This window comes from Apibacter sp. ESL0432, from assembly GCF_019469225.1.
Lineage (GTDB): Bacteria > Bacteroidota > Bacteroidia > Flavobacteriales > Weeksellaceae > Apibacter.
Genome location: NZ_CP048266.1, coordinates 1,972,172 through 1,995,339 on the forward strand (window position 1 = coordinate 1,972,172; position 23,168 = coordinate 1,995,339).

Here is a 23,168-nt window from a genome sequence, read left to right on the forward strand (position 1 = left end):
ATCTACTCTATCATGAAACTATACAGCACAAATAATAAAAATCTTTCCGTTTCTTTTAAAGAAGCCGTATTTACCAGCTTTCCTTCTGATAAAGGATTGTATATGCCTTGGCATATCCCAAAATTATCGGAAACTTTTATTCAGAATATTACGGATTATTCTTTTCCTGAAATGGCTTTAGAAATTGCCCATTCTTTTATTGGAGAAGATATCCCTAAAAAAGACTTGAAAAAAATTATAAAGGAAACGATTAGTTTTGATGCCCCATTGGTATTACTAGAAGAAAATTTGGCTGTATTGGAATTATTTCACGGTCCTTCGTTAGCATTTAAAGACTTTGGAGCTCGTTTTATGAGTCGACTTATGGCTTATTTATCCGATAAAAACGATAAAACGTTGGATATTCTGGTGGCTACTTCAGGAGATACAGGAGGTGCTGTCGCTTTAGGTTTTTTAGGGGTTGAAGGTACTCGGGTAACTATTTTATACCCGAAAGGTAAAATCAGTGAAATACAAAGAAAACAATTGACTACAAACGGTCAAAACATTAGAGCCTTGGAAGTAAATGCAACTTTTGATGACTGTCAGGCTTTAGTTAAAATGGCTTTTAATGATGCTGAACTTAATTCAAAATTACGATTAACTTCTGCTAATTCCATCAATATTTCAAGGTTATTGCCGCAAACATTCTATTACCTTTATGCTTATGCTCAAGCAATCAAAAAGAATAAGAAAGATATAGTTTTTGTAGTTCCCAGTGGAAATTTTGGTAATATTGGTGCCGGGTTACTAGCCTATAAATCAGGTCTTCCCGTAAAACACTTTGTTGCTGCAACTAATGTAAATGATACTGTTCCCGTTTATTTACAAAAAGGTACTTATGAGCCTAAACCATCCATACAAACTTTATCTAATGCCATGGATGTAGGAAATCCAAGTAATTGGGTACGAATTACCGATTTATTTAATGAAAGCTTAGATTCCTTGCGTAATCTTATATCTGCTTATTCATTTACCGATTCAGAAACGATGAACGGTATTAACGAATTATATGAAAAATACAACTATATCGCTTGTCCTCATACTGCAGTTGCTTATCTAGCTGCAAAGAAGTATAATCATCCACAAGATTTCACCATATTTTTATCTACTGCTCATCCTTGTAAATTTATGGATGTATATCCTGAAAACTTAAAAAATAAAATTATTATACCTGAACAAGTAAAAGAGTTGGATCATAAAATAAGTTTGGCTACGCCTCTTGAAAATAATTTTTCCGATTTGAAAACATTTTTAATGAATTCATAAATCGTAAAATATGTTGAATTCTTAAATGGAAGTGAGAACAGCACATTAAGGGAAAAATAAAAAGCAGTTACATTTTTTAAAAAATTCCTTATTATATTTGCATACAGAAATTTAACATAAATGATTTTATTACTATTTATAGTACTTTCTGTATCTATTTACTTTTTTTTAACTCTTCTATTTAAGTATATAGCATTACTATCCTTTTCGAATTCATTGTCAAAAAATAATAAATATACCCTAGTTAATCATGAAATATAAAAGAATACTTTTAAAGTTAAGTGGAGAAGCTTTAATGGGAAATCAACAATATGGAATAAGCTCTGAAATTCTTCAAAGTTACTCTAAACAGATAAAAGAAATTTCTGAAATGGGAGTAGAAATAGCAATTGTTATAGGAGGCGGAAACATATTCAGGGGAGTTGCGGGAGTTGCTACCGGTATTGACAGGGTTCAAGGCGACTATATGGGAATGCTTGCCACGGTTATTAACGGAATGGCTTTACAAAGTTCTTTGGAGGCAATGGGAGTACATACCCGATTGCAAACTTCCATAAAAATGGATCAAATAGCTGAACCTTTTATTAAGAGAAGAGCCGATAGGCATTTGGAAAAAGGAAGAGTTGTAATTTTTGGTGCAGGAACCGGAAACCCTTATTTTACTACTGATACAGCCGCTACATTAAAAGCTATTGAAATTAACGCAGAAGTTATCTTAAAAGGGACTCGAGTAGACGGTATTTATGATACAGACCCGGAAAAAAATAAAAATGCAGTAAAATTCAACAGTATTTCTTTTGATGAAGTTTATAAAAAAGGACTTAAAATTATGGATATGACTGCTTTTACGTTAAGTCAAGAAAATGCGCTTCCTATCATTGTATTTGATATGAACAAAGAAGGGAATTTAAGAAAAATTATTGAAGGTAAAGAAGTAGGAACTTTAGTTTCTATTTAATTAATTAATAGTTTATATTTGCAAGGCAACTTATCTGAAAATTATGGAAGAAATAAATTTAATTATAAATACGACTAAGGAAAGCATGGAATCCTCTCTAAAACATTTAGAGTCAGCTTTTAATAAAATACGAGCTGGGCGGGCTAACCCACTCATGCTTCAAAACATTTTAGTGGAATATTATGGGACTCCTACTCCTTTATCTCAAGTTGCCAATATTTCCGTTCCCGATGGAATGACTCTAAGCATACAGCCTTGGGAAAAATCTACTTTGGGCGCTATTGAAAAAGCTATTTTTCAATCCAATTTAGGCTTTACTCCAAATAATAACGGGGAAAATATTATTATTAATATTCCTCCGTTAACAGAAGAAAGAAGAAAAGACTTAGTAAAACAAGCAAAAGCAGAATGCGAAAATTCTAAGGTTGGCATTCGAAAAGCCAGACAAGAAGCAAATGCCGATATAAAAAAGATAGAGAGTGCTTCAGAAGATGAAAAGAAAAATGGTGAAGAGCAAATACAATCGTTGACTGATAAATATGTTAAATTGGCAGAAGAACATCTTTCCGTTAAAGAGAAAGAGATCATGACAGTATAAGCCGTTCTTAACATACTTTTAAAATACCCAATCGGTTTCTTTTTTTAAGAACCGATTTTTTTTATCTTTGAATCTTTATATGTCAAAAACTATAAGTGTCATCGGATTAGGTTTGATTGGAGGTTCTATAGCTCTGGATCTTAAAAAAAGCGGATTTGCTTCAAAAGTTATAGGGACCGATAAGTCTAAATTTCATGAAAAAGAAGCCTTGGAATTATCCATTGTTGATGAAATTATGCCCATGGACGAGGCAATACGTTCTTCCGAATTAACCATTCTATCCACTCCGGTCGATGTAAGCATTAAACTTCTACCTCATCTATTGGATATTCTCCCTGACGATTCGGTACTTATGGATGTGGGAAGTACTAAATCTTCTTTGATTGAAAAGGTTAAAAATCATCCAAACAGAAAATCATTCGTCCCTTCTCATCCCATGGCAGGAACGGAATATAGCGGTCCATCTGCTGCCTTTCATGGGTTATTTAAAGATCGGGCTGCCATCCTATGTAATTCCAATGAATCACATCAAAAAGCAGTTCATCTGGTTTCTCAAGTTTATTATCATTTGGGATCGCGACTTATTCTTATGGATGCGGAATCTCATGATGAACATGTGGGTTATGTTTCACATCTTTCTCATGCTATTTCCTATGCTTTGGCCGTTTCCGTTCTTGAAAAAGAAAAAGATGATGCTGCCATATTCAATTTAGCATCCGGAGGGTTTGCTTCTACTGTTCGACTGGCTAAAAGTTCCGTTAATATGTGGCTTCCTATTTTTGAACAAAATTCCAAATATATTTTACCTATTCTTACTACTTATTTGGAAAAGTTGACTGAATTTAAATCTTATTTGGAAAATGGAGAATCTGAACATTTATATGAATTCATTAAAGAAGCTAACCGAATAAAAAATAAGTTAGAGAAAAAATAATCGTTGAATTATTAGCTTCAGTTTTCTAAATTTTATTTTTTCAAAAAACTTTTATTAAGTTAATAATTTCACAGCAAACACTAGTGAATGAAACAGTTAAATAACTAAAAAGTATTAACAATTTTTTATTCCAGTCAGTAATATTTTTAAATTTTAAATTATAATTTTTTCTTTTTGAAAATAGGAACTGTACTACAAGCCTCTCCAAACATTAAGGAAGAAGCTATAGGCTTAAGTTTTTGTATAAGTTGTAAATAAGCATTTTGTGGAACGGGTTTGCGTGAGCAGCCTTTAATAATAATTTTTTTATCATTATAATTATCCACGTCCATTTTATCTATAATTTCTGTAAATATATCTCTTTCCAGATCCTCTATAGTGCCGAATGATATTAACTTTGCCACTCCTGTTAAATAATTAGCAATTAATAGATATGACCAAGAAGGCACAATTGCATCAGATGTGCAAGTTACTGCTACATAAGCATTTTCATACATTTTCCAATCCAATTTTGAAAGATTTTCACGAAACTCTTTTTCTCTTAAAACTAAACCTTCATATAAATAGTCTTTTAAATCAAATAGCATCCTGGGTTCTTTAGGATAAAAATCTTCTAAATCCAGAGTAATGAGTCCGCTTTTTTCGACTTTATTAATTATTTCATCCATAATTTTTAATTAATAGTGGTATTAATTTTCATTTAGTAAATCGGGTCTTCTCTCTTGTGTGTGTTTGTAAGACATTTCCTGTCTCCATTCATCTATCTTTGCAAAATTACCACTCAAAAGTATATCCGGAACTTTCAAATTTTTGTATTCTTCCGGACGGGTATAAACCGGAGGTGCAAGTAAATTATCTTGAAATGAATCGTATAAGGCAGATGTTTCATCATTTAAAACCCCTGGTATCAACCTAACTATGGCATCAACCAGTACACAAGCTCCTAATTCTCCTCCGCTTAGTACATAATCACCAATAGATATTTCACGGGTAATATATAAATCACGTACTCTTTGATCTACACCTTTATAATGCCCACAAAGTATAATTATATTTTCTTTTAGTGAAAGTGTATTGCAGGTTTTCTGATTTAAAGTATCTCCATCAGGAGTCATATAGATAATTTCGTCGTATGATCTTTGGGATAATAGTTGAGAAATACATTTATCAATCGGTTCAATCATTAAAACCATTCCTGCACCTCCTCCATATTGAGTATCATCAATCTGCCTATAATTTCCCTGTCCATATTCCCGTAAATCGTGGAAATATAGTTGTACCAATCCTTTGTCTTGCGCTCTTTTCATAATTGATTCTTCTAAAGGACTTTTTAGTAGTTTTGGCACCGCACTTATAATATCTATTCTCATACATTTTTTATTTGGCAATGATTGAAATACAAAAGTAACGTTTAATGATTAATTATATCAACCGGCGATGTTACTAAGTCTTTATTATTCTAGTTTAGTTATTGAAAAAATTCTTAGTATTTTATGGCCTTTTTATTAATTAGAATATCTACATATTTTAAATTTAGCCGGTTATGACCTTTAGATAATTTGGAATTTTTGTATATATAGAAAAGAATTATATATTACAATTATAATTAATTTAAAGGATTACTAAGTATTAGAACTATATAGCTAAAAATTAATTGAATTTGTTATATGGGCTAAATGATAATATCCATGCCATGTAAATAAACCGATTACTTGCTCATTAGCTGTCTTATAGTCCATCCACCCGATCTGTAAGGCGTATCTAACTGCGTGTCTTATAGTGGAAGTACTGCTTGTTTTAATCTTTCCGGAAAAGATTTTAATTGAGTAATCCATAAAGTTATATCTTCTTTAGATATGTTTTCAGGAATTTTAAAAGTACCTATGGGATATTTTAATTTTTCGATATTTTGTATGATCGTATCATTTAGTTAAAAAATTTCCATCGAGGTATTATGGGAACTAAAGCAAAACCTATAAATAAATATAAGCCGTTAATTGCATCAAGCTCTTCAAATCCTAACGATAAATGAAATAAAATATCTACAAATAAGGTCAAACCGAAAAGAAAAACTCCCCATTTTTTAAAATAATAGGTACTGATCGATCCGATAATCATTACTATTCCTAAAATAATATTTAGAATAAAAAACCAAGCGGGAGCACCGGGAAAATAAATTTTCATAAAGCCAAGAATACCGAGAAAGATAGGTATAAAACCCATAAAGCCCATGTAAATACATGAAAGAATAAAAGGTATTGATTTTTTTTCTTTTACTTCAAAATATTCTTTTGGGCGCTTTCCGAAAATTTCTTCATCACTACTCATATAGTATTATTTAGTAACTTAAGTAAATATACAACATTTATGATGGTATATAAAAAATACAGGAGGAATAATATTCCTCCTGTTCATCTAATTTATGAAGTATTTTTGATAATTTTAAAATAAAAAATCGTATCCTTTTAAGCTAAGTTTCTGATATTTTTCTTCATCAAATTTATACAATTTTGCTGATTTTCTTGAAGAGGAATTATCCGTTAAACCTGTTTCTAAAATTAATTGAGAATTAACAATTTTTTTTCTAAAATTCCTTTTATCCATTTCTCGGTTTAATGCGGTTTCATACAACTTTTGTAATTGCGAAATGGTAAAATGTTCCGGTAATAGATAAAAACCTATGGGTCTTCTTTTAACTCTGCGTTTCAACCGTTCTTTTGCATAATCAATAATTTCATTATGATCAAATGCTAAGTCCGGGATTTTTGAGTATTCAACCCATTCTTCACCTCTTTCTTTAGTGTATTGCAATAGTTCATCATCTAATTTTACCGTTGCGTAGTAAGCAATGTTTACTACCCTTCCTAGTGGATTTCTAAAAACTTTTGCAAAAGCTTTTAGTTGTTCAACAAATATGTGGTCTTTTTGTGTATGTAAGAATAATAATTTTTCTACATTTGAATCAATGCCCTCATGGGCTTTCACATAAACTGAGGGAAGTCGTGGAGCTCCTTTAAAAGGTCCATTTTTTGTATCATTACTTAATAAAATACGCAGCATTTCCCCATCAAACCCAAATAAAACCAAAGATACAGAAATTGCTACTTTAAAATAAATTTCTTTTTCTTCAGGAAGCATTATTTTTATTTAAACAAAGCATCCATTAATCGGTTTTGATCATTGATGCTTTCTTCTAAAGAAATCATACTTTCTGTTCTTAATACGTCATCAATATCATCTATTTTATAAATAACATTTTTTGCATCTTCAGCATCTTTTGCGCTGATTTTACAATAAATATTGTATTTACCTGAAATTACATTAGCGGTTGTTACGTTTGGTATTGCTGCTAATTTTTCTAATACACTTTGAGTTTTGCTTGATTTGGTTAATAAAATCCCAACATAAGCTATAAAACTATAACCTAAAATATTATAATCAATATTTAAACATGTTCCTTTTATAACTCCTACATCTTCCATCTTTTTAACTCTTACGTGTATTGTTCCTGCGGATACATCCATTTTTTTTGCAATCTCGGTAAAAGGCATTCTGGTATTAATAGATAAAAATTGTAAAATTTTCTTATCAGTTTCATCTATATAAAATTTCTCTTTCATGGTAAAAAACTTTATTGTTTGTTAATTTAATTTATCTTTATTTTACAAATATATAAAATTAATCTTCAACCTATACATGTTTTTATATAAATTCTTTAAAATATAAACAAATTCGCTACTAAATGAACAATTCAGGGTATTCATTTTAAGTATAATTAATTTTATTTTTATCTTTGTTATCATATTAATTAATAATAAGATAATTTTTTTACTATTAATAATTTAGTTGTGAAAAAAATTGTAAAAGAAATAAAATTATTTTTTATAGGTAAGACACCGGAATGTAAAAAAGGTACTGCCATTTGGAAGGCTGAACTTCACGACATTATTTTTGAGTCTGATACGGTGAAAGGTAAAATATTTGACATCATTCTTCTCTTTTTCATCACTTTAAGCACTCTAATTATTATGTTGGAAAGTGTTCCTGGTATTAGTTCAAAAATCGGATTTTGGCTTTATATACTGGATTGGTGGGTTACTATTTCTTTTACCGTAGAGTATATTTTAAGAATATCCAGTGCCAAAAAAGCAAAAAAATATTCGACCAGCTTTTATGGAATTATTGATTTATTATCGATCATTCCAACCTATTTAAGTATTTTTTTCGTACAATCGCATTATTTAGCCATCATACGTATACTAAGGCTTTTGCGAATCTTCAGGATTTTTAAAATGGGTACTTATATCGATGAAAGTAATTCTCTTTTAATTTCATTGCGACGAAGTAAACGTAAAATTTTTGTATTCTTATATTTCATCATAATTACTACGTTAATCTTAGGATCTTTAATGTATGTAATTGAAGGAGGAAGAAATCGAGAAAGTTTTTCCAGTATTCCTCAATCGATGTATTGGGCCGTAGTTACTTTGACAACTGTTGGTTATGGAGACGTAGCTCCTGTAACGGTCTTAGGGAAAATTATTGCATCGGGAATTATGATTTTAGGATATTCTATTATTTCCGTTCCGGCAGGTTTGTTATCTGCTGAATATACCAGACATAAAAAAAATCAATTAAACAGTAAAAAGTGTAATTTTTGTAATACCATAAATAATGAAGCGGATGCTATATACTGTAAACATTGCGGTCATATTTTAAATTCTTCTACTAACAATAATGATTTAAACAGCTGATTAAAAATTTTATAATTGATCATGTTTACCGATGAATACTATATGAAGATAGCCTTACAACAAGCTAAAGAAGCTATGTATAAGGATGAAGTCCCGGTGGGTGCCATTATAGTCATTAATAACAAAATTTTAGCTAAAGCATATAATTTAACTGAACTATTAGTTGATGTTACGGCTCATGCCGAAATGCAAGCTATTACCGCTGCCAGTAATTTACTGGGTGCAAAATATCTTACTAATTGTACTTTGTATGTTACCTTAGAGCCTTGTACTATGTGCGCCGGAGCTTTATATTGGTCTCAAATAAGCAGAGTTGTTGTAGGGGCATCAGATGAAAAAAGAGGCTTTCAGTCTAAAGGCTTATCTCTTCATCCTCAAACGGAATACGTATCGGGAGTTTTAAAAGATGAATGTTCTTTATTGTTAAAAAATTTTTTTTCGTCTAAAAGATAGGCTTATTAGTATTACATAAAGAGTTTAACTATAGAATAAACGATCATTGCTAATACTGCACTTACCGGAATAGTTAGAACCCATGCCCACAATAATTTAATGGTAATTCCCCAGCGTACGGCAGATACTCTTTTAACTAATCCTACTCCAATTATTGAACCTGTTATAGTATGGGTTGTACTTACCGGAATTCCCCAATGTTCACTAAGGAATAAGGTAATTGCACCGGATATTTCTGCTGTTACCCCTTCTAAAGGAGTTACTTTCGTAATACGAGTTCCCATTGTTTTAATAATTTTCCATCCTCCTGACATAGTTCCTAAAGCAATTGCTATAAAACTGCTTATGGGCACCCACCAATAATCGGTTGTAAAATGCTGAAATCTTTCGGCTGTCGTTAGATTAACATATTCTGCAGAATGGGCAATATTCACTTCATAGAAGATAAAGGCTGCACCAATAATTCCCATTACTTTTTGAGCATCATTACCTCCATGACCTATACTAAAAGCTGCAGAAGACACTAATTGTAATTTTTTAAACCATTTATCTGCTTTGTAAGGATTGGCATTTCTACAAATATTCATGATTATGAGTGTAATGATGGATGAAACGATCATTCCAATTATCGGTGCTATGAAAATAAATAAAATAATTGGGATAACTACGGGATAATTGACTACTGTTTCTCCTGCTTTACTGAAACCGCCAACATGAGCAACAGCCGCTCCTATAAATCCTCCTATTAATGTATGGGATGAAGAGGAGGGAATACCCGCCCACCAGGTAAATAAATTCCATATGATTGCAGCTACCAGTCCTGAAAAGATAACTTCGAGAGTAATAAAATTCTCATGAACAGATTTTGCTATCGTATTTCCTATTTTAAATTCTCCTACGATATATAAGGAAACAAAATAGGCAACAAAATTAAAAAATGCTGCCCACAATACTGCCTGGAATGGCGTTAATACTTTTGTCGATACAATCGTGGCTATTGAATTTGCCGAATCGTGAAAACCATTAATATAATCAAATATTAATGCTAATATGACGATGGTTATAAGTAGAGTCATGAAAAAAGGTTATGAATATTTAACTAAAATAGATTCTATAATATTTGCTGAATCTTCACATTTGTCTGTGACATCTTCTAAATATTCTAATACATTTTTCAGTTTTATAATATCTAATACATCTCTTTTGCTTTCAAATAAATCTCCAATTTCTTTACTAAAAAAGTCATCGGCAACATTTTCAATTCTATTGATTTCTACACATGAAGCCAACACCTCTTTGGGTTTCTTAAAGTTTCTTAGATTATAGATTGCTTTTTGCAACTCTAAAACACAGTCATGTATCAGATTTGCAAATGTAAAATATGCCGGAATATACGGAGATTTGTACAGTAATATGTATTTACAGGATGCGAACAAGATATCAGCAATATCATCAAGTGCAGAAGTTAACTGATGTATATCTTCTCGATCAAAAGGGGTAATGAAATTTTTACCTAATTCTATAAAAATATGGTGAGACAACTTATCATTAGCATGTTCATAATCTTCCATTTTTTTATAAAATGCTTCTGTTATAGTTTCTTGTGATTTCATTCCTTCTACCATATCCTTGGACATGGCAGCCAGATTATCAACAACTTGTTCGAATAAAGTATAGAAAACCTTATCTTTTGGTTGAAATAATCTAAAAAATGCACTAATACCCATAGTTTGCTTTTTAGTTTACTTTATGTAAGCAAATATATCGAATTTTAAATTAACCTAAATATCTTTTTTTAAATTACCCGATTTTCCAGCTTATGTATTTGTTTTAGAAGTTTATCTAAAGTTATAATCTGATTAAAAATTTCTAATCTTCTTTCTTCTGATATATTCCCCGAACTTAATTCTTTAGCTAAATTTTTATTCATTTCCGCTATTCTTATCGCTTTGTATTTAAGTATTACATCTTTTGTGTTTTTTGCAAGATTTTGCTCCAATGTTGGAACATATATTTCTTTGAGTTCCCAATTATTGCTTATTGAGTATTTTTTTAATAATTTTCCTACGGCAAATTCGGTGATGTCGACTTCTTTAGATTTAACAAAATATTCTCCGGTTCTCAATTGATTATTTTCAATACCTTCCATGATTTCCAAATAAATTCTATTGTAAAAATCTACGGTAAATTGTAAATCATCTTCTTTTAAGCGGTGAACAATTTCTTCTATTACAGTAGTTTTATAGGATTCTTCTTCTTCCACATAGTTTATTAAAATTTCATGGTCTCCATAGGATAGCATTAATTCTAAAATATCTTCTTCAATTTTATAGGTAAAATCAATTTCTTCTTGTTGAGATGTAGTTACAGGTTGTAAAGCAACTTGTTTTCTTGTATTCCGATCTCTAGAATGTATATTTTGTTGTGTTAATTGAGCCAATTCACTAAATAGAACTTGCTCCGAGATATCCAATATTCTTGAACATTCTTTTACATAAATCTCTTTTTGAATAAGATTTTTTATTAAGGCTATACTCCCAACTATATCTCTAATTAATCCGGCCTTTTTTATGGGATCGCCGTTCGTTTCTTTTAATAAAACATCTGTTTTGAATTGAATAAAATCTTTACTGTTTTCTTTAAAAAATGCTTCTATTTCATCGGCAGAATGTTTTCTTGCAAAGCTATCCGGATCTTCTCCATCCGGAAACAGCAATACTTTAACATTCATTTCTTGCTCAAGGATCATATCTATGCTTCTGAATGAAGCTTTAATTCCTGCTTGATCCCCATCATATAAAACAGTAATGTTGTTGGTTAACCTTTTTATTAGTCTAATTTGCTCAACAGTTAATGAAGTTCCTGAAGAGGCTACTACATTTTTAATACCATTTTGATAAAGGGATATTACATCCATATATCCTTCCACCAAATAACAATTATCTTCTTTAATGATAAAAGATTTCGCATGAAATAAACCATATAAAACTTGACTTTTATGATAGATTTCACTCTCAGGGGAATTAACATATTTAGCCGTTTTTGCATTATTTTGTAATATCCGACCTCCAAATCCCAATACTCTTCCCGAAAAACTATGAATGGGAAATAGTACTCGCTCTCTAAATCGATCGAATCCTTTATCTGATCCTTCTTTAAAAATGCTTAAACCGGATTGCTCCAGTATTTCTTTTTTATACCCTTTCTCATATGCAAAATGTGTAAATGAATCCCACTCTTTCGGTGAATACCCTAATTGGAATTGTTTAATAATGTCATCCCGTATACTTCTTTCTCTAAAATAAGATATTCCTATGGTATTGCCTTCTTCAGTTTTCCAAAGTTGGTTTTGAAAATATTCATTGGCAACCTCTGATAATTGATATAGGCTTTCTTTATTTAATTGTAATTCTTTTTGACTGTCAGACAGTTCTTTACTGTCTTCTTCAATTTCAATATTATACTTTTTTGCCAGATAGCGTAAGGCCTCCGGATAGGTATAATGTTCTTGTTCCATTATAAAGGTAACCACATTACCGCCTTTACCGGATGAAAAATCTTTCCAAATCTGTTTGGATGGGGAAACCATAAATGACGGCGTTTTTTCATCTACAAAAGGACTTAAGCCTTTATAATTACTCCCTGATTTTTTCAGATTTATAAAATCCGATATTACTTCTTCCACTCTTGCCGTAGAGAAAATCTTATCTATGGTCTCTTTAGAAATCATAAGTACAAAAATACGTTAATTTAAATTTCCATTTTTGAAAAAATCTTCACATGGTTCTTTACAAATTTAATTATACATATATCAATACTCAAGAATAAAATAGAATTTTTAATGGTATAATAAAAACATTACCCTGCGCAATATCTTTAGAAATCTTATGTTTTAATGATTTTTATACTATCAAATAAAGATCGATTTAGATTTTATAAAATAAAAAACACCTGATTTACATCAGGTGCTTGTTTAAACTATTTTTTCAAAACTACTTTTTTCTTGATGATTTATCTTCGTCTGAAGAATTCCATATTTTAATTTGATCTTTCAGTGAAATACCTTGAACTTCAACAAATATACCGTCTGATAATCCTAATTTTACATAAACTTTTTTGAATTTTCCATCAGGCTGTTGTACTTCAACGAAAGGTCTCTCTCCATCATATTGCATTAAAGCTTCTCTCATTGCTAAAATATTTTTTCTCTCACTTAATATTACTTCTGCATTGGCACTATATCCGGCGCGAATCGAAACCCCTTCCGGAATAATTATATCTGCTTTAATTTCATATTTAACAGCCCCGTTTTCTTCTTTACCTTGAGGAGAAATAAAGGTTAAAATACCATTTATATCTTTGTCTTGAAGTGCTCCGATTATTATTTTTAATTTCATTCCCTCATGCATTTTCCCTGCATCTGACTCGTCCACTTTACCCTCAAATATCATTTTGCTGACATCAGCAATGCTTGCAATAGTTGTTCCTGCATTAAATGTATTGGCTTCAATAACCTGATCCCCTACTTCAACGGGTACTTCCAGTGCCTGTCCATTTGCAGTAGAACGAACTTGAATACTCGCTAAATCTTCTAATCCTGAAGTAATACCTGTTTTAGCAATATCATAATCTTTCTGTGCTTGAATTAGATTTTGTTTTGCTATTTTATATTCCGTTTCAGCACTTTCATAATCCTGCTTAGAAATTACTCCTTGCTCATATAATAATTTTTGACGTTCAAAAATTCTTTTTTGATTATTTAACTTAATTTCTGCTGAATTTATATTCTGCATAGCAGTATTTACTGTAGAAACGACCGGAACCACTTTAATCGTAGCCAATAATTGTCCTACTTTTACTTCATCTCCTTCTTTGATATAAATCTCCTTGATAATCCCGGAAATATTAGGTTTGATTTCTATCTTTTCTTTGGGATTAATTTTACCGGTTGCCACAGCTTTTTGCTGAATAGTCATAGTAACCGGAGACTCTGTCTCAAACTTATCATTAGATCGTGTATTGGTTATAATTACGTACCATATACAATACAATAAAAGTGCAATAAAAGCAACAGATAAAACTATTTTAAGAACCTTATTATTCATGACAACTTTTTTCACTATAATTTGTATTATCTTAACAAATTTTGTTACGTTAAAATCACTTTTTTTAAGTATTTTTTTTATTACTTGTTTATCTTGCCTGTAAATATATAATTCTTTTTTAATTTATCTTGCATAAAATCAACACCAAACAATTGTGTCAATTCAAATTAGGATAATTTTTTCTTTTATATATTTGTTACTTGCCAATAAAAATTCTAGTCTAAATGGACTTTTCATTACCAAATAAAATTCTTGAATCTTACTGGGGGTATAAAGAATTCAGACCTCTTCAAAAAGAGATCATACTTACTATATTGGAAAGTAAAGATACTATTGCTCTTTTACCTACAGGAGCAGGAAAATCTATTTGCTATCAAGTCCCCGCTCTTTTGGTTCAAGGCACTTGTATTGTTATTTCTCCATTATTGGCTCTTATAAAGGATCAAGTGTATTCATTAAAAAGGAAATTAATTCCGGCCGAGTATATTTCTTCGGATCAAACAGCGGATCAACAACTTTCCGTATTTAATAAATTGAGAAATAATGAATTGAAATTATTATATGTATCTCCGGAACGATTGTTAAATAAAACTTTTCTAGAGATCATTAAAGATATTGAAATTTCGTTTATCGCAGTTGATGAAGCCCATTGTATTTCTGAATGGGGTAATGATTTTCGTCCATCGTATCAACAAATTATAAAGTTTAGAGAATATATCGGGATTCAAATTCCTTGCATGGCACTTACTGCAACCGCAACTGAAAAGGTCTTAATTGAAATAATAAAAAAACTCGATTTACATAATGTTCAGGTATTTAAAAGATCATTTAATAGAGAAAATCTTTCTTTACAAGTTTTAAATGCCGGAGACAAATTTGGGGAAATTGAAAGAATTTTACATAGGTATAAGGGTTCGGGAATTATTTATTGTAGAACTCGAAATGAAACTAAAACTTTGTCTGAAACTTTAAAAAGAAAGGGATTTGAGGTTGAATTTTTTCATGCAGGATTATCCCCTAGTGAGAAAATGCAAAGACAAAAAAATTGGACGGAAAGTACCAACCAAATTCTAATTTCAACAAATGCTTTTGGAATGGGTATAGATAAGAAAGACGTTCGTGTGATCATTCATCTTTCTCCTCCTTATTCATTAGAAAATTATTATCAGGAAGTTGGTCGTGCAGGAAGGGACGGACTTTTATCACATACATTTTTATTGTGGAATGAAGCGGAACTTTCTGATATATACTCATCACTCATACAAACTATATCTTCAAAATCGGAATATGAAAAAGTTATCCGTTATTTATATTCAATGTTTTGTATTGTTCCTAATGAGTTACCCGATACAATTTTTGATTTCGACTTGAAATTATTTCAACAACGTACAAAAATTAATAAAAGTAAGATTATACCTATTTTAGAATTTCTTCATAATAGCTCAGTTCTTCAATGGAAATATGAGCCTTCAGATAGTCTGCTTAAAATTAACTTTCCTATAGAAAGACTTGACAATAATTTTTACGGCAATGATTCCTTTTTATTTGAAAAAATTGCCAGAAAAATAACAGGTGTTTTTTCTTATCAAATAAAATTTGATGAAAAAAAATTAGCCGACAGCCTTTTAATTCCTCTTTCCGTATTACACTCCAAATTTATTAAATATAACCAATCAGGTGATATTTCTTACGTTGATGGTAATAAGCAAAAAATTTACTTTTTAGAACCACGAAACGATCAAAAATTTTTAGGAAGCTTTTGGAATGAATTTCAACTTATACAACAAAATAAATTAGTTAAATATAAAGAGTTGGAATTTTTTATCAAAAATTCAAAATATTGCAGGATGAAATTAATCCTTGGATATTTTGGTGAAAAAACCAATCAAACATGCGGTAAGTGTGATGTATGTTGTAAACCCAAATTTGAAGAAAAATCTTATCTGAAAGATATTTTATCTTATATAAAAGAACAGCCTAGAAGCAGAGAGGATATTTATGCCGAATTTAGGAATGTTTCTTTTGAAAAAATTCATGAATGCTTACAAGATCTAATTTCAGAAAATAAAATTAAAGCATTAAATTTCAACACATATTCTGCTTAATATTTGTCTTATTTCCAACTATTTTTATATTTATTTTTACCTTTACTGAATGAATATAAATATTGAAGAATCATGGAAAAATTTATTAAAGCCTGAATTTGAAAAGTCTTATTTTTCATCTTTAATAAATTTTGTTAAGCAAGAATATAAAGAACATACTTGCTATCCAAAAGGTAAAAATATTTTTAAGGCCTTTGAATTGACTCCCTTTGATCAAGTAAAAGTGGTTTTGCTGGGACAAGATCCATATCATGGAGAAGGACAAGCTATGGGATTATGTTTTTCCGTTCCCAATGGAATAGTATATCCGCCTTCTTTAAGAAATATTATTATAGAATTAAAAAATGATACGGGTATTGAATTAAAGTCGGGGGATTTAACTCCGTGGGCAAAACAGGGTGTTTTTTTGCTCAATGCAACTTTAACCGTACGAGCACATCAAGCGGGTTCTCACCAAAAAAAAGGATGGGAAACGTTTACGGATTCTGTAATTCATAAAATATCTGAAGAAAAAGAACATGTTGTATTTATTTTATGGGGAAGCTATGCACAACAGAAAATTAATTTAATAGATACTCGAAAACATTTCATAATTAAATCGGTACACCCCTCTCCTTTATCCGCACATAGAGGCTTTTTCGGTTCAAGACCTTTTAGTCTTACTAATGAATATTTAACCTCAAAAAAAATTGAACCTATTCAGTGGTAGACCGAATAGGTTCATTTTTTATATTAAATTTTATATCTATTAATTTTTAAGTTCTTTTTCTAATTGCTTCATTAATTTTTTTTCATTCTTTTTATATAATTTCTTTTCTTTTCTAGACATGTCCTCATAATTTTTTTCAAACATATTAGACACATCTCCTACTTCTCCATCTATTACTTGAATTTCTTCAATTCCATCATCTCCTATAGTAGAAATTATAGTTTTATCTTCCTCCGGGGCATCTTCTTCTAAAATAATTTTTTCTTCTGATGGTACAGAAACTTCTGAATTAGCTTCTTGACTAGGAATAGATTCGATTTCTACTGTTTCTGCTTCTTCAATTTGTGGAGTTGGGGTTGAAATTTCTTCTACATTTTTTGATTCATTTTCATCTATAACTATGCTAGAGGCACTAGGTACTGTTTCCACCTCTTCTGTAGCAGACGGAGTAGGAATAGCGATAGACTCTGCTTGTTCAGTCTCAGATACATCATCTGAATCTTGTTCATTTATAAATTGAGCTTCCGGTATTAGTGTTTCCTCTTCAGGTTTTTCTTCAGCTATGTCTGCCTCTTCAATTTCTATTTCTATTTCTTTTTCCGGTAAAGCATTTACTGTTTCCGGTGTTTCAATTATTTTTTCTTCAACAACTTCTATAGGAACTTCTTTAATTACTGTTTCAACCGGAACTTCATTTACTACTGCATTATTTTCTTCTTTTCTGATTACAGAAACTTCTTTAGCAGCCGCAGATTTTGATACTTCTCCCGCTAATTCTGTTTTTACAATAGTTCCATCAATCAATTTCCAATATCGATTTCCTGCAGCATCTTGAACTATTACCACATCATTGGGTGATTTAAATGTAGGAGCAGATGCTTTTCCTTTTACTTCTAATGTTCCATCTTTTCCATAAGTGAATGTATAGCCACTATTAGCTTTACCTTCCTTTGATCCCCTATAAACTAAAATCATTTCCCCATTCTGTTCAAAATAAACTCCTTTTTCAGAAGTCTCTTTTACTTTTCCTTCTTGAGCATAAACAGAAAGCGTAAGTATTAAAAGAAAAACAGTATACTTTTTTTTCATTGTTCGCTATTTTTATTAAAAATATAAATTTTGAAGCTACTAATATACATCTTTATTTAATAATTTCATATTTTATTTGTAAATAACATTTATATTATTTTTATTCAAAATAAAATTTATTTGCTATCTGTTTTTAAATCATTTGCATAGGGCAAAGTACCTGTGTTTTTTTTCAGTTTAAAATTCTTAAAGTCTTCTGAAGATTCGATTCCATGAACAGAAATATTCGTAGTTACCCCGTCTGCTCTGTAGATTTTAACGGTATCGTTTGAAAAAATTTTTCTTTCTTTCTTATTCCAAAAAATTTGATTGGTTTTTAATGTGTCTTTATCCGAATTAATAATAACTACATTTTTCCTTGCTTCATACCATCCTGCATTTTCAATTATCTTGGCATAATCTGCTTTCAAATGCCCGGGCTCTTTACCTTTTTGGTAGAAATCCATATCTAAGCCTTTAGGAAAAACTGTATATGGTGTTTCTACGAATTCATATTCTTCCATAAGTGGAGTCCTTAATCTAATAATTGCATACACTGAATCTGTTAAAGTTATATTAGCATTATAGATTCTCCTGGAAGCAAAGTTGGTTTTTTTTTCTCCTAAATTATCCCCTTTTTCATCGGAACATGATATGGAAATAATCACAAAAAAAATAAGATATAAATAGATTTTTATTTTTTTTATAGTCACCATCTTTCCAAGGATAAAAAATGATAGTTATAAATTTTAATCGTACTGTCTCTTTCTAAACCAAAGATCATCAAAATTAAATCCAACTTTAAAATTTACGAAATTCTCTTTGATTAGACCGTTTGATTTTGAACCTCTTTGTCCTAATTCAATTCCTAAATTAAGCATGGAAGGATCATGTTTACCGGATTTACCCAAAGGCAGGCCTAGACCGGCGGTTACCCCGTATTGGTCAATGGTTTTATTGTTTACATTAAGCCCTGTATTTTCATAATACAGCCCATATCGATAAATAATTTTTTCAAAATAAGATCTGAAACCGTTTATATTAGGCAAATACCAGCCTCCTATGGCTACGCGGTACTTATTTTTGTAATCAAAATTATCTTCCGGTATTTTAAGTTTAAATTGATCTGTAAATTTAAAATCTGCTCCTAATGACCATTTATGCTCTTTTCCATAGGCTACTCCTATTGAGTATGATGAAGGTAATTTTGCATCATGAGTTCCCTTAACATAGTTTAAGGTATCCATTGAAACTTTTTCATTATTATTGTTATAATAATAGGTTGAATACAAATAATTTATATCAGCATCTATGGTATGCCCTATATTATAAGTTGCTCCGATATTAAGTAAATGATTATTAGTTAATTTTTTTCGATAGGCTACTCCTAAAGTATAATCGAAAAAACCATATTCTTGCTTATTAAATATACCGGAAATCAAATTAGCATTCTGTAAAGATGTTTCTTGATCTTTTTTCAAATCGCCCCAAACATACCCAATTTTAGCTCCTAAGGAAAACTCATTGGATATATTATATGAATACATACCACTGAAAGCGTTAAGTCCTCCCCTTCCCTTAAATAAAGATTTTTGATTTACAACATCTGAATTATCTGTATTTATATCATATCCTATATTGGTGTAAGGTTGTAAATTTACTCCTACTCTGGACTTAGTTCCGATTGGAAAGGCTAATGATAAATTAGCTAAATAAGTAGTGGATCGATCACTGCTTACGTTTGAAGTTTTAGCATTGGTATAATCGGTATTGATCACGATGTTATAACTGGTATATCGCAAGTTTCTATTCGCTGCCGGATTTACATAATTAGCTTCATTGGTAAAATCTGAAATATATGAAGTTCCCAATCCTCCCATAGAAGAAATTACTATATCGGAATTGGTTTTACTTTCTCCTAAGCCAAATGAAGAATAAGGAGAGGTAGAAGTTTGCTGGGCATAAGCAGCATTCAGAAATATGATAAATGATGATAATATGGAGAAAAATCTAATTTTCATTCAGTGTGTTTTATATACAAAGTACAAATATGTTAATAATGTACCGATTATAAAAATAATTATAAGTAAAAATTCTTAGTCAAATTTTAGAGCCGAAAAAAAATTTCAATTTTTTTTTAAAAATATTTTGTGATTTAAAAATATGCCCTATATTTGCAATCCCAAACGAGGGTACCTTAGCTCAGTTGGTAGAGCAAAGGACTGAAAATCCTTGTGTCCTTGGTTCGATTCCAAGAGGTACCACTTCAAAAATCCATAATCAATTCAATAAGAAAAGATTGTGGATTTTTTGTTTTTTTAATGAGATATTTTTCCTTAAGAAATTTCTATAAAAAAATCATTTGATTTCTTAAAATGAAATATTTTTTACTGTTGAAGTTCCTAATACATTAGCATTTTTTCCTTTATAATATTATATAATCCCATGTAAAAAATCAGAATATTTTCTTTTTTCCTTCCGCAAAACATATACTCCAAGAAACTATGGTTGAATATAGTCAATGCAGTGGTTCATGAATAATCCTTTCTTTTTTTATTGCTTTATAGGCATTTTTTATCCAATAAACAACCGGCAAATTTATTTAATGTGGTATGGGGGCTGTTTTATTCCAAACAAAACTCTGTATATACCAAGTTAGCATTTTTTAAAATCAATAAATTTTTGTTGTTAAAAATTTTAATTTAAAAAGCCTCTTTTGTCTCTTATTTATCTAGTAATAAGCTTACACTAATTTGCACAATTACCTATTACCTCTATTTCTTAAACATTGAATATTTAATATTTTTTGTTTGATTGTTTAAATCTTGGAATAAAATTAGATTATTAAAAATGTAACACTATTAATTAATATAATTAATCTCTTTTACTTAAGTATATCATTTAGAAAATAAAGAGAACATCTTATATAATTAGCATTTTTTTAATTTAATATTAATAAATTATGAATAACGTCAGTATTTTCGTGTTTTTAGCAGGAATAGTTATTTTAAATCTAATAGCTTTCTTGCTTGGCAATTTATATTGTTTTGTACCTTCCTGGCTAAACTATACTATGGTCGGTGTTGAATTATTCTGTCTCCTGCTTAGTATCTATGCCCGTATTAAAGATTTTAAAAATATTGATGCTTCTGTAGGAGTTATACTCAATGTGTTTCTGACTATTTTGCTGGTTTGTCATATGATATTATATAAATCATCAAACTAATGCCCAAATTGACTTTTTATAAAATAATTTAGAAAGCGTATTTTTGCTTTTCTATATATACCCTATGAATTATCTTTCAGTTGAAAACATTAGTAAGTCTTTTGGCATAAGAACTTTATTTTCCAATGTTTCTTTTCATATAAATGAAGGAGATCAAATTGCTTTAGTCGCTAAAAACGGTAGTGGAAAAAGTACTTTATTAAAAATCCTGTCCGGATTAGAATCTACCGATTCCGGATCGGTTACGCTCAATAAAGACATAAAAGTAGTTATGTTTGAACAATCTGAACTATTTAATGATGATTTGACTGCTGAAGATTATATATTTACCCATTCTAACCCTGTATTGGATATTGTTCATCAATACGATACCATGGTCCAAAATGATCCTTCCAATCCTGAATTATTAGGATTAATAGAAAAAATGGATCAATGGGACGGATGGAAAGTCGAACCTGTAATTCAAGAAATTATCAATAAATTAAAAATTGATTTCCTTGATCAAAAGATAAAAAATTTATCGGGTGGACAACAAAAAAGAATTTCTCTTGCCAAATTCTTGATCGATATAAGCTTTGAAAAAGGCACTGTATTATTAATTCTGGATGAACCAACTAATCATTTAGATATTGAAATGGTAGAATGGTTGGAATTTTTCCTTAACAAAGAAAATAAAACCCTTATTTTAGTTACTCATGATCGATATTTTTTAGATGCTATTTGCACTCGGATCTTAGAAATGGAAGACGGAACCTTATATTCGCATAATGGCGATTATGAGACTTATGTAACCAACAAATCTCTAAGAATTGAAAATCAAATAGCTCAAACCGATAAAGCTAAAAATTTATATCGAAAAGAGCTGGAATGGATGCGCAGACAACCTCAGGCCAGAACATCCAAGTCAAAAAGCAGAATTGAAAGTTTTTATAAAACGGAAGAACTTGCTAAAAAAAGTATTTCTGATGCTCAAGTTCAATTGGACATTCAAATGACTCGTTTGGGAAAAAAAATCATTGAATTAGAACATGTTTCCAAAAATTTTGGAAATAAAATAATCTTGGACAACTTTTCCCATACTTTTGCCAGAGGATCAAAAATCGGGATTATCGGTAAAAATGGAGTAGGTAAAACAACTTTTTTGAAGATACTTGAAAGAAAGGAAGAATTTGATTCCGGAACTATCGAATGGGGCGAAACTTTACAAATAGGGCATTTTAAACAGGAAGGCCTCGCATACAAAGAAGATCAACGAGTTATTGATTTTGTAAAAGAAATAGCAGATTATTTTCCTCTATCCAATGGAAAACAAATTACTGCCGGTCAATTCTTAGAAATGTTTCTTTTTACACCGGAATCCCAATATACTTATATATCTAAATTAAGCGGCGGAGAGAAAAAGAGATTACAATTGCTATCTATTTTATTTAGCAATCCAAATTTTTTAATACTTGATGAGCCTACAAATGACTTAGATTTACCAACCTTAACTGTTCTTGAAAATTTTTTAAATGAATATCAAGGCTGTGTTTTGATCGTAAGCCATGACCGATACTTTATGGACAAAGTGGTTGATGAATTGATGATTTTCGAGGGCAACGGTAAAATTTCCTGGTTTATAGGTAATTATACAGATTATTATTTAAAATCAAAGGAAAAAGAAAATGAAATCATCAAAGACGTTTCTAAAAAGGAAATAAAAAATAGTAATCCAACTAACGGGAACAAATCTCCTAAACTTTCTTTCAAGGAAAAAAGAGAATTAGAAATGCTAGAAAAAGAAATTCCTCAATTAGAAGAAGAAAAAAATAAATTAACTGAACAATTATCCTCTTCGAGTTTAAGTTTTGATGAAATACAAGAAATTAGCAATAAGCTGGAAAATCTTATTCAAAGTTTAGATTACAAAGAATCTAGATGGCTGGAACTCAGCGAGCTCAACGCTTAAAT

The 23,168-nt window shown here is 30.3% G+C and carries 23 protein-coding genes and 1 tRNA gene; 11 read left to right on the forward strand and 13 right to left on the reverse strand.

What is annotated here, in order from left to right; all coding sequences use genetic code 11:
* Positions 1-12 precede the first annotated feature (12 nt).
* From thrC to GYM73_RS08420, 4 genes are all read left to right on the forward strand, one after another.
* On the forward strand, positions 13-1,308 hold the full coding sequence (gene thrC / locus GYM73_RS08405) for a threonine synthase (protein WP_220233561.1): 1,296 nt from the start codon (positions 13-15) through the stop codon (positions 1,306-1,308).
* Positions 1,309-1,558: 250 nt separating this feature from the next.
* Complete coding sequence (pyrH, locus tag GYM73_RS08410) at positions 1,559-2,266, forward strand: UMP kinase (protein ID WP_105296761.1); 708 nt, start codon at positions 1,559-1,561, stop codon at positions 2,264-2,266.
* Between the two features lie 43 nt (positions 2,267-2,309).
* Positions 2,310-2,864 carry a ribosome recycling factor gene (gene frr, locus GYM73_RS08415; protein ID WP_220233562.1) on the forward strand — a complete coding sequence of 185 codons (555 nt, stop codon included), beginning with the start codon at positions 2,310-2,312 and terminating at the stop codon, positions 2,862-2,864.
* A 79-nt stretch (positions 2,865-2,943) separates the two neighbouring features.
* Complete coding sequence (locus GYM73_RS08420; RefSeq protein ID WP_220233563.1) at positions 2,944-3,798, forward strand: prephenate dehydrogenase; 855 nt, start codon at positions 2,944-2,946, stop codon at positions 3,796-3,798.
* 158 nt (positions 3,799-3,956) lie between these two features.
* Here the strand turns inward: GYM73_RS08420 and GYM73_RS08425 are convergent, their stop codons facing one another.
* The 6 genes from GYM73_RS08425 to GYM73_RS08450 all read right to left on the reverse strand — a co-directional run bounded on the left by GYM73_RS08425 (position 3,957) and on the right by GYM73_RS08450 (position 7,418).
* Complete coding sequence (locus tag GYM73_RS08425) at positions 3,957-4,466, reverse strand: DUF2480 family protein (protein WP_220233564.1); 510 nt, start codon at positions 4,464-4,466, stop codon at positions 3,957-3,959.
* 21 nt (positions 4,467-4,487) lie between these two features.
* Positions 4,488-5,168, reverse strand: a complete 681-nt coding sequence (gene trmD / locus GYM73_RS08430) for a tRNA (guanosine(37)-N1)-methyltransferase TrmD (protein WP_160564626.1) — start codon at positions 5,166-5,168, stop codon at positions 4,488-4,490.
* Positions 5,169-5,441: 273 nt separating this feature from the next.
* Positions 5,442-5,633 carry a hypothetical protein gene (locus tag GYM73_RS08435; RefSeq protein WP_220233565.1) on the reverse strand — a complete coding sequence of 64 codons (192 nt, stop codon included), beginning with the start codon at positions 5,631-5,633 and terminating at the stop codon, positions 5,442-5,444.
* Positions 5,634-5,724: 91 nt separating this feature from the next.
* Complete coding sequence (locus GYM73_RS08440; protein ID WP_160568918.1) at positions 5,725-6,126, reverse strand: hypothetical protein; 402 nt, start codon at positions 6,124-6,126, stop codon at positions 5,725-5,727.
* A 114-nt stretch (positions 6,127-6,240) separates the two neighbouring features.
* Positions 6,241-6,936 carry an NUDIX hydrolase gene (locus GYM73_RS08445; protein WP_160564630.1) on the reverse strand — a complete coding sequence of 232 codons (696 nt, stop codon included), beginning with the start codon at positions 6,934-6,936 and terminating at the stop codon, positions 6,241-6,243.
* A 5-nt stretch (positions 6,937-6,941) separates the two neighbouring features.
* A complete protein-coding gene (locus GYM73_RS08450; RefSeq protein WP_105296768.1) occupies positions 6,942-7,418 on the reverse strand; it encodes an Lrp/AsnC family transcriptional regulator in 477 nt (158 codons plus the stop codon).
* Positions 7,419-7,646: 228 nt separating this feature from the next.
* Here GYM73_RS08450 and GYM73_RS08455 point away from each other — a divergent pair, with 228 nt between their 5' ends.
* Together GYM73_RS08455 and GYM73_RS08460 are read left to right on the forward strand one after the other, a co-directional pair.
* Complete coding sequence (locus tag GYM73_RS08455) at positions 7,647-8,552, forward strand: ion transporter (protein WP_255570961.1); 906 nt, start codon at positions 7,647-7,649, stop codon at positions 8,550-8,552.
* 21 nt (positions 8,553-8,573) lie between these two features.
* A complete protein-coding gene (locus GYM73_RS08460; RefSeq protein ID WP_220233566.1) occupies positions 8,574-9,005 on the forward strand; it encodes a nucleoside deaminase in 432 nt (143 codons plus the stop codon).
* A gap of 11 nt (positions 9,006-9,016) precedes the next feature.
* Here GYM73_RS08460 and GYM73_RS08465 read toward each other — a convergent pair whose 3' ends face one another.
* From GYM73_RS08465 to GYM73_RS08480, 4 genes are all read right to left on the reverse strand, one after another.
* Positions 9,017-10,081 (reverse strand): inorganic phosphate transporter, encoded by a 1,065-nt coding sequence (locus GYM73_RS08465; RefSeq protein WP_160556941.1) that lies wholly within the window; start codon positions 10,079-10,081, stop codon positions 9,017-9,019.
* Between the two features lie 9 nt (positions 10,082-10,090).
* A complete protein-coding gene (locus GYM73_RS08470) occupies positions 10,091-10,732 on the reverse strand; it encodes a DUF47 domain-containing protein (RefSeq protein ID WP_105296771.1) in 642 nt (213 codons plus the stop codon).
* Positions 10,733-10,800: 68 nt separating this feature from the next.
* The gene (gene dnaG / locus GYM73_RS08475; RefSeq protein WP_220233567.1) at positions 10,801-12,735 is read right to left on the reverse strand and encodes a DNA primase; all 1,935 of its coding nucleotides are present in this window, start codon (positions 12,733-12,735) and stop codon (positions 10,801-10,803) included.
* 262 nt (positions 12,736-12,997) lie between these two features.
* Positions 12,998-14,110, reverse strand: a complete 1,113-nt coding sequence (locus GYM73_RS08480; protein ID WP_105296773.1) for an efflux RND transporter periplasmic adaptor subunit — start codon at positions 14,108-14,110, stop codon at positions 12,998-13,000.
* A 224-nt stretch (positions 14,111-14,334) separates the two neighbouring features.
* Between GYM73_RS08480 and GYM73_RS08485 the strand changes: the two genes are divergently transcribed.
* Positions 14,335-16,215: an ATP-dependent DNA helicase RecQ gene (locus GYM73_RS08485; protein WP_220233568.1), complete on the forward strand. Its 1,881-nt coding sequence runs from the start codon at positions 14,335-14,337 to the stop codon at positions 16,213-16,215.
* Between the two features lie 49 nt (positions 16,216-16,264).
* The gene (locus GYM73_RS08490) at positions 16,265-16,924 is read left to right on the forward strand and encodes a uracil-DNA glycosylase (protein ID WP_220233569.1); all 660 of its coding nucleotides are present in this window, start codon (positions 16,265-16,267) and stop codon (positions 16,922-16,924) included.
* Positions 16,925-16,963: 39 nt separating this feature from the next.
* Here GYM73_RS08490 and GYM73_RS08495 read toward each other — a convergent pair whose 3' ends face one another.
* The 3 genes from GYM73_RS08495 to GYM73_RS08505 all read right to left on the reverse strand — a co-directional run bounded on the left by GYM73_RS08495 (position 16,964) and on the right by GYM73_RS08505 (position 20,013).
* Complete coding sequence (locus GYM73_RS08495; protein WP_220233570.1) at positions 16,964-18,013, reverse strand: hypothetical protein; 1,050 nt, start codon at positions 18,011-18,013, stop codon at positions 16,964-16,966.
* A gap of 116 nt (positions 18,014-18,129) precedes the next feature.
* Positions 18,130-18,660, reverse strand: coding sequence for an LPS export ABC transporter periplasmic protein LptC (gene lptC, locus GYM73_RS08500; protein ID WP_220233571.1), 531 nt, complete (start codon positions 18,658-18,660; stop codon positions 18,130-18,132).
* Between the two features lie 81 nt (positions 18,661-18,741).
* On the reverse strand, positions 18,742-20,013 hold the full coding sequence (locus GYM73_RS08505; protein WP_220233572.1) for an OmpP1/FadL family transporter: 1,272 nt from the start codon (positions 20,011-20,013) through the stop codon (positions 18,742-18,744).
* A gap of 170 nt (positions 20,014-20,183) precedes the next feature.
* On the opposite strand from GYM73_RS08505, the gene GYM73_RS08510 reads away from it, so the two are divergent.
* The 3 genes from GYM73_RS08510 to GYM73_RS08520 all read left to right on the forward strand — a co-directional run bounded on the left by GYM73_RS08510 (position 20,184) and on the right by GYM73_RS08520 (position 23,166).
* Positions 20,184-20,256: transfer RNA gene (locus GYM73_RS08510), tRNA-Phe, on the forward strand.
* 698 nt (positions 20,257-20,954) lie between these two features.
* Positions 20,955-21,218 carry a hypothetical protein gene (locus GYM73_RS08515; RefSeq protein WP_146105549.1) on the forward strand — a complete coding sequence of 88 codons (264 nt, stop codon included), beginning with the start codon at positions 20,955-20,957 and terminating at the stop codon, positions 21,216-21,218.
* A gap of 64 nt (positions 21,219-21,282) precedes the next feature.
* On the forward strand, positions 21,283-23,166 hold the full coding sequence (locus tag GYM73_RS08520) for an ABC-F family ATP-binding cassette domain-containing protein (RefSeq protein ID WP_220233573.1): 1,884 nt from the start codon (positions 21,283-21,285) through the stop codon (positions 23,164-23,166).
* Positions 23,167-23,168: the final 2 nt, after the last annotated feature.